Consider the following 12082-nt stretch of genomic DNA (forward strand, 5'->3'; position numbering starts at 1 on the left):
CGAGTTGTCCACAGATCGGCAGAAGGTGCTGGCGGTCTGAAGCCCGATCGGCCGACGATCACGAGGTGAAAGCCGGAGAGTGGGCCCGTGATCCTGAGGGCCTCTACCAATGGAGCCGTGAGGGCGTGATCACCGTCGCCCGGCTCGGAGAACTCGGCGTCCCATCGAGGACGTGCTATCGGCGATGTCGGCCGGGTGGGCCTTGGCGGCGGCTGCTGCCCGGCGTTCTCCTGCTCAATTCGGGCGTGCCGACGCGAAAGCAGCTGGTGGATGCCGCTCTTCTGTACGCCGGACCTGATGCGGTGGTGACAGGAGCCGCCGCTTGCCGACGGCAAGGATTGCGGGCGCTGCCGGACGATCCGTTCCTGGTACACCTTCTCGTCCCCCTTGAACACAAGATCGGGAGTTCGGGACACGTGGTCGTCGAGCGGACGACTCGGATGCCGCAACCGGTCATCACCGGCGGAGTACCGCTGGCACCTCTGGTCCGGGCAGTACTCGATGAATGTCGTCGGCTCGGTTCCCGACAGGCGGTTTCGAGTTTGCTCGCCGAGACGGTCCAGCACGGCGTGCGCGTTTCGGACCTGTTCGCGGAGCTCGACGCCGGAAGCAGCCGCGGTACGGCGATGCCGCGTGAAGTTCTGTACCGGATCGCCGACGGCGCCAGGTCGGTCGCGGAAGTCGACGCCATGCGGGTGTGGAGATCGACCGGTCTACCCGAGCCGCTTTGGAATCATCAGCTACGAGACGAACGCGGTGAATACGTCGCGACACCCGATGCGTATTTCGTGGATGCGGAGTTCGCCTGGGAGATCGACTCCTATGACTTCCACTTCGGTAAGCGGCAGTACGCCGCGACTTTGGCGAGAAACGGTAGGTACGCGGCCGCAGGTATCGCGGTGCTCCAGACACTGCCCAGCCGATTGCGGACGGAGCCGAATCAGGTCGCCGCCGAACTGGTGTCCGCGTTCCGTGCGGCCAAAGCTCGCAGGAATCGCGTCGCCTGACGCCCCGGTGGCCGCGCGCGAGAAGGCGCCGGTGAGGGCGACCTGTGGGTACCGCGCGCACCTGACGAGCCAGGTCGCCGAGCCGTATCAACACGATTCGGTGGGTGCCCTGAGCCCACCGTGACTTCGCGCGTGGCGATACGCGAGAGTGTTCCTGAACTTCCTCCGGACGACAGGAGCACCGATGTCCCAGCCGCCGCAGCCGGGCGAGCCCGAAGGCCAGACGCCCGACCCCGGGGCTCCGCAGGGGCAGCCGTATCAGCCCTATCAACAGCCCTATCCGCAACAGGGCTGGTACGCCGCTCCGCAACAACCGCCGCCGCCGTCGTCTTCGAGCAAGACGGCGTTGTGGATCGGGCTGGGCGTGCTGGGGCTCGTGGTGGTGGTCGCCGTCGTGGCGATCACCGGATTCGTGGCGCCGGGGTTCTTCCTGCCGGACGCCAAGGGCAAGAGCGCCGTCGCGTCCTCGTCCTCTCCGGCCCCGACTTCGAGTGGCCAGGAAACGACGACGACACAGAGTCCGGTGCGGATCCCGGCGGACCGGGTCGCGCTGCCGAAACGGGCGACGCCGCTGCCGGATCCGGCGAGCTGCGTCTACCAGTCGGACACCAGTGGCTTGGTGCCGAAGAAGGTGAATCCGCCCGCGGCGGGACCCACTCCGGCGAGCGGCACGACGAATGTCACCGTCAAGACGACCGCGGGAGACATCGGGCTCACACTGGACCGGGCCCTCGCGCCGTGCACCGTGGCGAACTTTCTCTCGTTGGCGCAGCAGGGTTACTACGACGGGCACTCGTGCCACCGGCTCGGGACGTCGGGACTCCAGATGCTCCAGTGCGGCGACCCGGCGGGCACCGGGACGGGCGGTCCGGGATACACCGTCCCGGACGAGGTCTTCCCCGAACTCAAATACGGCCGGGGCGTCCTCGCGATGGCGAAGAAGCAGGCGCCGGACTCGGGCGGCAGCCAGTTCTTCATGGTCTTCGGTGAAGCGGAACTCCCGCCGGAGTACACGGTGTTCGGAAGCATCTCCGACGCGGGCCTGCAGGTACTGGACAAGGTCGCGCGCGGCGGGGTGGACGAGGCGAAGGGACCTGGTGACGGGACGGGACCGCCGAACACCGCGGTGACGTTCCAGTCGATCGCGGTGGGCTGACCGCGGTCGCCGGGGGAACGTCCGGCGTGCTCACCAGGACGCAGGAGATCCCCCGGCCGCCGCGCCTTTTACGCCTCGCCGGATACTCGGTGAGTGGTCACCGCGTCCGCCGCGGCTTCGCCCGATCGCACCGCGCCGTCGATGTAGCCGTACCAGTGCGTCGAGGTTTCCGTTCCCGCCCAATGGATTCTGCCGACAGGAGCGCGCAGCGCGGAGCCGTGCCGCGTCCAGGCACCCGGCGGGAACACCGCTGAGTAGCCACCCCGGGCGAACGGTTCCTCGTTCCAGTTTCGTTCGACGAAGCGCACCGGTGCCGCGGCCTGTGGACCGAACAGGTGGACCAGTTCGCCGAGGAGGACCGCCCGGCGGTCGGCGGAAGAGCGGGTGGCGAGGTCTCGGGCGGACGCGCCGTTGACGAAGCCCAGCAGTACGCCGCGACGGCCGGACGGCGGGCTGCTGTCGACGGTCAGCGCGAGCGGGCCGCGCAAGCTGAGGGCGGCGCCGGTGAGGCCGGCCGACCGCCAGAACGGTTCCGGGTAGGTGGCGACGCATTTGATCACGCTGCCCATGGGCAGTCGCTGCAGCAGGTTGTCGCGTGCGGCCGGAAGCGGTGGGTGGTAGACGATCCGCGCCGCGAGCGGAGGCGGAACCGCGACCACTACGTGGCCGGCCCGCCAGGTGGTGCCGTCGTCGACGGTGACCACGACACCGGAATCGACCTGCTCGATCCTCCGGACCGGTGCGTTGAGCCGCAGCGAGGTGCCCAGCCGGTCGGCGAGTTTGATGGCCAGACCGTAGGCCCCGCCGTCCAAGCGGTCTTGCTGAGCACCGCCTTCGACGTCGGTCAACGCCGACAGGTCGCCGCCGGACTTCACGGAGAACAGGGCATGCAGCAGCGACAGTTCACTCGGTTCACAGGCCCAGATGGCCTGGCAGGCAAGGGTGAGGAATCGGCGGCCGCCCCGGGTTCTCGCCCTGCGGGCGATCCAGGACTGGAGAGTCTGCCCGTCAAGTGCGGCCGCGTTCGGGCTACGCCACGGCGCTTCGGTGTCGATGGTGCGGGCGAGCCGGTCGAGGCGATACTGGATCCGCGCGACATCGAGCAGCGCCAGCGGGCCGAGTTTCGGCACCATGCCCCGAAAACGGCGTAACCGTCCGCTCTCCGTCCGGAGTAGGTTTTCGCCGTCCGTGTACGTCGGGATGGTGGCCACGCCGAGCTCCGCGGCCAGCGCGTACACCCGGTCCTGACCCGGCCCGATGAATTGGCCGCCGAGGTCGACGATCTCGCCGTCGACCTCGGTGCCGGCCGTACGGCCACCGACTTGGGAGCGGGCTTCGAGAAGAAGGACTCCGACTCCGCGAGCACGGAGCCGGTCGGCGCAGACGAGACCGGCCATACCGGCGCCGATCACGACCACGTCGATGTCGATGTCGATGTCGATGTCGGCATGATGGTGGGACACTTGACCTCCTGGGTGTGTTGGTCGTGTCCGCGACGCGCGCGGACACACCAGCGCACCCACCTACCACCATGGCGCTGACTTCGTCTTCAGTTGTGCGCGTGGATCATTCCCGCCCACCGCCGCGGCTGTCAACCACCGTCGTCAGGCCGGACGCGAGTGCCTCAGAGCGGGTTGTGCGCTCCCAACGGCGCCGTGCAGAACGGGCCGCCGACGTACTCCGCCGCCGCACCGGTCGGCGCCGGCTTGTCCGCCAGCTGGTCGGCGTAGGTCTCCGCGTTGTCGAGCGATTTGTAGCCCAGCTCTTCGGCTTCGGCGAGCGAGTAGATCCGGCGCGTGTTGTCGGAGACGCCCCAGATCAGCCGGTAGCCGGGCGAGGGATAGCTCAGGCACGCCTCGAACAGGCGGGCGCCGTCGTCGGGGGAGAGCCAGGTGGTCAGGCCGCGGGGACCGAGCACGAGCGGGCTTTCGAAGCACGAGCCGATGCGGATGACGATCACGTCCATGCCGAACCGCGAGTGGTACAGGCTGCCCAGCGATTCGATGGCCGCCTTGCTGACGCCGTAGTAGGTGTCGGGCCGCGGCGTCGAGTCGGCGGGGAGACCGTTCTCGCCCGCTTCGTCGTTGCGGCGGAAACCGACGGCGTGGTTGCTGGAAGCCAGGATCACTCGCGGAACACCGGCCGCCCGCGCGGCTTCGAGGACGGTGTGGGTGCCGTTGATGTTGACGTCGAGAGTCGCTTCCCACGAGTTCTCACGGCTGTGGCCGCCAAGGTGGATGAGCGCGTCGACGCCCTCGCACGCCTTCGCCATCGCCTCCGGGTCGGTCACCGACCCCGTGATCAACTCGACGCTCTCGCCGGTTTCCGCTTCGGGCTGCGGAGCCAGGTCGAGCAGGCGCAACACCCGTCCGGAACGACGCAGCCGCGGCCGCATCAGGGTGCCGACGATGCCCGCCGAGCCGGTGATCAGGACGCGCTGGTCTGCCATGGGAGCCCCTTGTCTGTCTGTGCGAGAAGAACGGGAATGATCAGCGGATACCGGCGCGGCGCAGCTGCTGGCCGAGCTCGGCGGTGATTTCGGCGAGGAGTTCGCCGACGCGCTGAGCGTCGGCGTCGGTGACTTCGGTGACCGGCATGGAGCAGCTGATCGCGTCCGTGCCGGGAATGCGGTAGGGGATCACGGCCGCCACGCACCGGACACCGAGGCTGCCTTCCTCGATTTCCGCCGCATAGCCGCGTTCGCGGGTCTTCGCGCATTCGGCGTGCAGCGCTTCGACCGTGGTGATGGTGTTCGGGGTGAGCGCCGACAGCTCTCCCGTCAGGAGGTCGTCGATCTCGTCGTGCGTCAGTTCGGCCAGCAAGGCCTTCCCCAGCGCGGTCGCGTGGGTGGGCAGCGTGCGGCCGACGCGGGAGACGAGGTGTGTCGAGTGCCGCGACTCCCGCGTCTCCAAGTAGACGACGTCGGTGCCCTCGCGGCGCGCGAAGTGCGCGGTGAAGCCGGTCTTCTCCCGGATCCGCTCCAGCGCCTCTGTCGCGAACGGGACGACCGGGTCGCGATCGAGGTAGGCCGTGCCACAGATCAGCGCGCGCACGCCGAGGCGGTAGCGGGCGGTGTTGGTGTCCACTTCCAGCCAGCCGACTTCGAGCAGGGTGCGCAGCAGCCCGTGCAGGCTCGACCTGGGGAAACCCGTGCGCGCGTGGAGATCCGAAAGGGAAAGCCAGACGTCGTTGGCGGCGAAGGTCTCGATCAGGTCGATCGCCCGCCGCGCCGACTTCACCCCGGCGGGCTCGGACGCGGACGCGCCGTTCGCCACCATGACAGCGGGGGCTTCCTGCTGCGGCATCCGCGCTCCTCCATCCGGCCGTTGACTTGTGACTCCGGCCATATTAGCGTCCCGAACAGCGTTCTTGTGGATGAACATAATCACTATAACAGACTCCGTTCATGGATGTGAACAGTAGGCCGCATCATCGTGGACGCGGAAGGGAGTCAGCGGTGCACGTACTCGACTGGGCGATGGTCTGCGCGTATTTCGCGTTGATGGTCGTGATCGGCTGGTGGTCGCACAAACGGATCCACGACGTGAAGGACTTCTTCACCGCCGGGGGCCGGATGCCCTGGTGGCTGACCGGGATCTCGCATCACATGTCCGGTTACAGCGCGGTGCTGTTCGTCGCCTACGCGGGCGTGGCCTATACGAGCGGGATCACCGTCTATTTCTGGGGCATGGCCAGCATCGGCATCGGCGTCGGCATCGGTAGCTGGCTGTTCGCCGCCCGGTGGAACAGGCTCCGGTCGAAGGTGGGCGTGGCATCCCCGCTCGAATACCTCGCGCGGCGGTTCAACGTCCCGACGCAGCAGGCGCTCGCGTGGAGCGGAAGCCTGCTGAAGATCTTCGACATCGCGGCGAAGTGGTTCGCGATCGCCACGATCCTCAACGTCTTCGCCGGGGTGGACTACACCTGGGGCATCATCATCACCGGCTCGGTCACACTGGTCTACTGCACCGTCGGCGGGCTGTGGGCCGACGCGCTCACCGACTTCGGCCAGTTCGTCATCCAGGCCATCGCGGCCATCGCCATGCTCTGGGTGGTGCTGGGCAAGCTCGGTGGCGTCTCCGGGCTGTGGACGATGTGGGGCGACCTCCCGCCGAGCCACCTCAACCCGACCACGTCGAAGTTCACCACCGTCGTGCTGCTCGTCTACGTGCTGGTGAAAACGCTGGAGTACAACGGCGGTATGTGGAACCTGGCGCAGCGCTACATGGCCGCGCCGGACACGCACGCGGCGCGCCGGGGCGCGCGGCTCTCTTCGATCCTGTACCTGGTGTGGCCGCTGTTCATGATGTTCCCGATGTTCGCGGCACCGCTGCTGATCCCGAACATCGAGAACCCGGACAACGCCTACGCGATCATGACGACGACGTTCCTGCCCCCAGGTCTGATCGGACTGGTGCTGGCAGGCATCTTCTCCCACACGATGGCGATGGTGTCGTCCGACGCGAACGCGATCTCCGCGGTCATCACCCGCGACATGCTGCCGGTGCTGGTCAAGAAGACCCGGCGGTGGACCGAAGCGCAGGGTCTGCTGGCCGCCCGCGTCACGACCGCGATCTTCATCGTGCTGACCATGGCGGTCGCCACGCAGGCCCCCAAACTCGGTGGGGTGCTGGGTATCGTGGTGCTCTGGGTCGCGGCGCTGATGGGCCCGATCTCGGTGCCGCTGCTGCTCGGCATGCTCCCGTGGTTCCGCCGGTCCGGTTCCCGCGCGGCGCTGATCTCCTGGGCGGGCGGTCTCACCGCCTACGCGATCGCTTACTACGGCTTCAACGCCACCCTCGCGGTCACCGTCTCCACCCCGATCCTGGTCTCGTTGGCGCTGTTCATCGGGCTCGGTTACCTCATGCCCGAGCGCAGGGCCAGCACCGACGAGATCATCGACATGATCGACCGTGACGACGAGGTCACACCCAGCAAGACCAAGGACGGCACCACCGTGCCTGCCTGACCGGGCCCGAACCCGGGACCGACCACAAAGAACGAAAGAGAAATCCATGGCACAGCCCAAGTTCGAGGCACGTATTCCCGCCGAGAACTCATCAGCACGAGTTGAGCTCGACGGCCTGCTGGCGTTCCCGCTGACCCCCTTCACCGAGGGGCTGGAACTCAACCTCGACGCGTTCGCGGAAAACGTCGAGAGCCACGTGGCCGCCGGAGCCGGCGCGCTGTTCGTCGCCTGCGGTACGGGCGAATTCAGCTCGCTGTCCCCGGACGAGCACGCGGCGATCCTGCGCAAGGCTCGTGAGGTCGTCGCCGGGCGCGTACCTGTCTGGGTCGGGGCGGGCGGCGGTGCGTCGTCGGCCCGTGCCGGGATCGCGGCGGCGGAGGCGGACGGCGCGGACGGCGTCCTCCTCCTGCCGCCCTACCTGGTCACCGGCCCGCCGTCGGGGCTGGTCGACCACGTTCGTTACGCCGTCGGGGATTCCTCGATCCCGGTGATCGTCTATCACCGTTCCACCGGGGTCTTCACCCCGGAGTCCGCGGCCGCTCTCCTCGACATCCCCTCGGTGGTGGGCCTCAAGGACGGCTTCGGCGACGTCGAACTGATGAGCCGGATCATCACCACGATCCGCTCCGCAGGCACCGACCGCGCGCGGGACTTCCTGTTCTTCAACGGTCTTCCGACCGCGGAGGTCTCCGCTCGCGCCTACTCCGCCATCGGCGTGGTGCGGTACTCCTCGGCCGTGCACTGCTTCGCGCCCGAGATCGCGGCCCGTTTCCACCGCGCGCTCGCCGAAAACGACGACGCGGTGATGGAGGCCCTGCTCGCCGGCTTCTACCTGCCGCTGGTGGCGTTGCGGGACGAGGGACGGGGCTTCGCCGTGTCGCTGGTCAAGGCCGCCGCGCGGCTGCGCGGCGACAAGGTCGGCTCGGTCCGGCCGCCGCTGGTCGAACCGACCGCCGACCAGATCGCCCGGCTGGAGAAGATCGTCGACGACGGCTTCGCCGTCCTCAAGTCCGTCGAGGCCGGTGCCTGAAGATGAAGGTTCTCGACGTCGTCCTGACCCCGGTCGCCTTCGCCGACCCGCCGCTGCTCAACGCGATGGGCGTGCACGAGCCCTTCGCGCTGCGCGGCGTCGTCCAGCTGATCTGCGAGGACGGTGTGGTCGGCCTGGGTGAGTCCTATGGGGATCTCGCCTTCCTCGAGCAGGTCAGGAAGGTGCTGCCGGAACTCAAGGGACAGGACGTGTTCGACCTGCCCGGCCTCCGCCGGAAGGTCGCCACCACTCTCGGCGAGGTCGTCTTCGCCGACGCGCACGGACTCACCGGCGGATTCTCCGTCAGCAAGACCGTCGCCAGCGTGTACTCGCTGTTCGAGGTGGCCGCGCTCGACGCGCAGGGCCACTACCTCGGCAGGCCGGTGGTGGATCTGCTCGGCGGCAAGGCGCGCGACGCCGTCGACTTCTCCGCCTACCTGTTCTACAAGTTCGGTGCCCACTTGGGCGCCGAAGAGGACTCGTGGGGCGAGGTGACCACGCCGGAGGCGCTCGTCGGCGAGGCGCGGCGCATGGTCGAGGAGTACGGCTTCGGCTCCATCAAGCTCAAGGGCGGTGCCTTCGACCCCGACCAGGAGATGGACGGCATCCGCGCGCTCGCGGAGGCGTTTCCGGAGCACCCGCTGCGGATCGACCCCAACGCGGCGTGGACCGTGGACACCGGCATCCGGGTCGCCGAGGAACTCGACGGCGTCCTGGAGTACCTCGAAGACCCGACCCCGGGCATCGAGGGGATGGCGCGCGTCGCCGAGAAGGCGAACATGCCGCTGGCCACCAACATGTGCGTCGTGCGCTTCGCGGACATCGAGCCGGCCTTCCGGCAGCGAGCGGTCGGCGTAATACTTTCGGACCATCATTACTGGGGTGGCCTGCGGGACACGCAAGCCCTCTCCACCACGGCGGAATGCTTCGACGTGGGGCTTTCCATGCATTCGAACAGTCATCTCGGGATCAGTCTGGCCGCTATGGTGCACGTGGCCGCGGCGACGCCGCACCTGACCTACGCCTGCGACACCCACTGGCCGTGGAAGACGGCCGACGTCATCGCCCCGGGTGCGCTGGAGTTCGTCGACGGTGCGGTCGCGGTGCCCGACAAACCGGGGCTGGGGGTCGAACTGGACCCCGACGCGCTGGCACGGGCCCATGAAGACTACGTCCGATGTGGACAGACCAAACGGGATGACGTGACCTATATGCGGAAGTTCGTCGGAGACTTCGAACCGAATACGGCGCGGTGGTGACAGGGTGAAGGCCACCGGATACGCCTACCCCTGGGACGTCGTCGACGATCCCGGGTTCGTCGAGCGCGTACGGGAACTCGGCGTCGACGAGGTCGCCGTCGCCGTGTCGTACCACAGCGCCCGCGCGGCGACACCCTGGTCGCCCGACCGCACCTCGGTCGTCGCGCGCCACGCGGCGCTGTACCGGCCGGTGCGCGAGGAGGCGTGGGGAGAGCTGCGGCCCGCCGAACCGGACTGGATGGAGAGCCGGGACAGTGCGGGCGACGCCGTCCGGGCGCTGAACGAGGCGGGCATCCCGGCGGCGGCATGGCTCGTGCTGACCCACAACTCCCAGCTGGGCACAGAGTTCCCCGATTTCACCGTGCGCAACTGCTTCGGCGAGCGGTACCCGTGGGCGCTGTGCCCCGGGCAGCAGGCGGTCCGCGAGTACGCCGCGAACGTGACGGCGGAGAGCCTCGCCGGACTCGACTTCGCCTCGGTGATCCTCGAGGCGTGCGGGCCGCTCGGCGCCGTGCACCAGCACCAGCACGAGAAGACCGACGGCGTCTGGTCGCCCGCGACGGCGCGGATGCTGTCGATCTGCTGCTGCGACGCCTGCCTGGAGGAATGGGCCAAGGCGGGCCAAGACCCGGCGAAGGCGCTGGGCAAGCTGCGTGCCGAGGTCCGTCGGCTGATCGACGGCGGTGATCTCCGCACCACCGAGGACAAGATCCTGCCCACCCTGCGGCAGGTCCTGCTCGACACCCGGCAGAAGGCCACGGACGCGCTCCGGCGCGAAGTGATCGCGAAGATCCCATCCGGGCCCAGGATCGTGCTCCACGGCGCGATGGACCCGTGGGTCACCGGCGCGCTGCCCGGACTGACGCCGTCGGCCCCGGAGGACGTCGACGCGGTGGTGCTGCAGAACTGGGCGCCCGGCCGTCCCAGCGTGGGCGCCGTCGCGACCGCGCGGGCGAAACTGCCGGGGAAGGTCGCCGTCGGCAGCTACATCACCGCGGTGGCGGCGAGCCCGGTGCCCGACATCGAGGCCTACACCACCGAACTCCGCAAGGCAGGCGCCACCGAATTGCACCTGTACCACCTCGGCCTCGCCGGCCCGGGGCGCTGGGCGGATCTCATCGCCGCCGTCAGCGCCGCGCAAGAACTCTAGGAGACGCAGAACCCATGAGCCAGGCAACAGATCCCGCCACGCTCGACCAGATTCTCACGGCCGCCTCCGCTGCGGCAGGCACGGCGGCGGCCGCGACGCCGGCTCAGCGCGCCGACTGGCTGAACGCCGCGGCCGACGCCCTCGACGCGGCCGCCGACGAGCTGATCGCGCTGGCCGCCGAGGAGACGCACCTCCCGGCCTCCCCGCGCCTGCAGGGAGAACTGAAGCGCACGACGTTCCAACTGCGCCTGTTCGGCGAGGTGCTGACCGACGGCGCGTTCCTCGGCGCCACCGTCGACCACGCGGACGCCGCGTGGCCGATGGGCCCGCGGCCGGACATCCGGCGGTCGCTCACGCCGATCGGTCCGGTGCTGGTGTTCGCCGCCAGCAACTTCCCGTTCGCCTTCAGTGTCGCGGGCGGCGACACCGCGTCGGCACTCGCCGCCGGCTGTCCCGTGGTGCTCAAAGCGCACTCCGGCCACCCCGAGCTGTCCGCCCGTACCGGTGAAGTCCTCCGTGAGGCGCTGGTCGAGGCGGGGGCCCCGGAGGGGATCTTCGCCGTCATCCACGGCCAGCAGAACGGTGTGACGGCACTGAAGGACCCGCGGATCCAGGCGGCGTCGTTCACCGGCTCGGTCCCGGGCGGGCGCGCGCTGTTCGACATCGCGACCTCGCGGCCGTCGCCGATCCCGTTCTACGGCGAACTGGGCAGTGTCAACCCCGTCGTCGTGACGCAGGCGGCGATCGACGCTCGTGGCGAAGCGATCGCCAAGGGCTACGCGGGTTCGTTCACCCTCGGTGCCGGTCAGTTCTGCACCAAGCCCGGTCTGCTGTTCCTTCCCGAAGGACACGGGCTGGAGGACACGCTGCGTGAGGCCGTCTCGGCGATCCCTGCTCAGCCGATGCTCAACGAGCGCATCGCGGCCGGATTCGCCGACGGACTGGCGAAACTGCGTACCGTGACCGGCGTCGAGGTGCTGTCCGAGTCCGGTGGCACGGAAGGGATCTCGCACGGCGCGACCCTGCTGGCCACCACCGCCAAGGCTTTCCTCGCCGATGCCGACACCGTTCGCGAGGAGTGCTTCGGCCCGGCCTCGCTGATCGTCACCTACGCCGACCAGGCCGAGTTGATCAGCCTGCTCGGCGTAATGGAACCCGGGCTCACCGCGACCATCCAGGGCGAAGAGTCCGATGTGGACTGGATCCGTCCCGTCCTCCCGTCGCTGACCCGCGTCGCCGGCCGTCTGCTGTGGAACGACTGGCCGACCGGAGTCACGGTCACCTGGGCACAGGAACACGGTGGCCCCTACCCGGCGACCACCGCGCCGACCAGCACTTCGGTCGGCACCGCCGCGATCGAGCGGTTCCTGCGCCCGATCGCCTGGCAGGGCTTCCCCGACGCGCTGCTGCCGGAACCGTTGCAGGAGGACAACCCGTGGGGCCTGCCCCGCAGGACCGACGGGAAACGCTAGAAGACTCGTGAGTGGTAATGACGGTTAGAACCGTCATTA

At 68.9% G+C, this 12082-nt stretch carries 10 protein-coding genes; 7 read left to right on the forward strand and 3 right to left on the reverse strand.

Annotated elements, in window-relative coordinates; translation table 11 throughout:
* Positions 1-65: 65 nt before the first annotated feature.
* Both ACZ54P_RS28870 and ACZ54P_RS28875 read left to right on the forward strand, forming a co-directional pair.
* Complete coding sequence (locus ACZ54P_RS28870; RefSeq protein WP_465464717.1) at positions 66-1007, forward strand: hypothetical protein; 942 nt, start codon at positions 66-68, stop codon at positions 1005-1007.
* Between the two features lie 184 nt (positions 1008-1191).
* Positions 1192-2163, forward strand: coding sequence for a peptidylprolyl isomerase (locus tag ACZ54P_RS28875; protein WP_465464718.1), 972 nt, complete (start codon positions 1192-1194; stop codon positions 2161-2163).
* Between the two features lie 68 nt (positions 2164-2231).
* On the opposite strand, the gene ACZ54P_RS28880 is transcribed toward ACZ54P_RS28875, so the two are convergent.
* The 3 genes from ACZ54P_RS28880 to ACZ54P_RS28890 all read right to left on the reverse strand — a co-directional run bounded on the left by ACZ54P_RS28880 (position 2232) and on the right by ACZ54P_RS28890 (position 5468).
* Positions 2232-3626, reverse strand: coding sequence for a flavin monoamine oxidase family protein (locus ACZ54P_RS28880; protein ID WP_465464719.1), 1395 nt, complete (start codon positions 3624-3626; stop codon positions 2232-2234).
* Positions 3627-3787: 161 nt separating this feature from the next.
* A complete protein-coding gene (locus ACZ54P_RS28885) occupies positions 3788-4612 on the reverse strand; it encodes an NAD-dependent epimerase/dehydratase family protein (RefSeq protein WP_465464720.1) in 825 nt (274 codons plus the stop codon).
* 40 nt (positions 4613-4652) lie between these two features.
* Positions 4653-5468, reverse strand: coding sequence for an IclR family transcriptional regulator (locus ACZ54P_RS28890; RefSeq protein WP_465464721.1), 816 nt, complete (start codon positions 5466-5468; stop codon positions 4653-4655).
* 152 nt (positions 5469-5620) lie between these two features.
* On the opposite strand from ACZ54P_RS28890, the gene ACZ54P_RS28895 reads away from it, so the two are divergent.
* From ACZ54P_RS28895 to ACZ54P_RS28915, 5 genes are read left to right on the forward strand one after another with little or no spacing between them, the layout of a single operon-like run.
* Positions 5621-7132, forward strand: a complete 1512-nt coding sequence (locus ACZ54P_RS28895) for a sodium:solute symporter family protein (RefSeq protein WP_465464722.1) — start codon at positions 5621-5623, stop codon at positions 7130-7132.
* 46 nt (positions 7133-7178) lie between these two features.
* The gene (locus ACZ54P_RS28900; protein WP_465464723.1) at positions 7179-8162 is read left to right on the forward strand and encodes a 5-dehydro-4-deoxyglucarate dehydratase; all 984 of its coding nucleotides are present in this window, start codon (positions 7179-7181) and stop codon (positions 8160-8162) included.
* 2 nt (positions 8163-8164) lie between these two features.
* The gene (locus tag ACZ54P_RS28905; RefSeq protein ID WP_465464724.1) at positions 8165-9421 is read left to right on the forward strand and encodes a glucarate dehydratase family protein; all 1257 of its coding nucleotides are present in this window, start codon (positions 8165-8167) and stop codon (positions 9419-9421) included.
* Between the two features lie 4 nt (positions 9422-9425).
* Positions 9426-10571: a hypothetical protein gene (locus tag ACZ54P_RS28910; protein ID WP_465464725.1), complete on the forward strand. Its 1146-nt coding sequence runs from the start codon at positions 9426-9428 to the stop codon at positions 10569-10571.
* 14 nt (positions 10572-10585) lie between these two features.
* Positions 10586-12043 (forward strand): aldehyde dehydrogenase (NADP(+)), encoded by a 1458-nt coding sequence (locus tag ACZ54P_RS28915; RefSeq protein ID WP_465464726.1) that lies wholly within the window; start codon positions 10586-10588, stop codon positions 12041-12043.
* The last annotated feature ends 39 nt before the right edge of the window (positions 12044-12082 follow it).

This window comes from Amycolatopsis sp. NPDC034160, assembly GCF_055575355.1.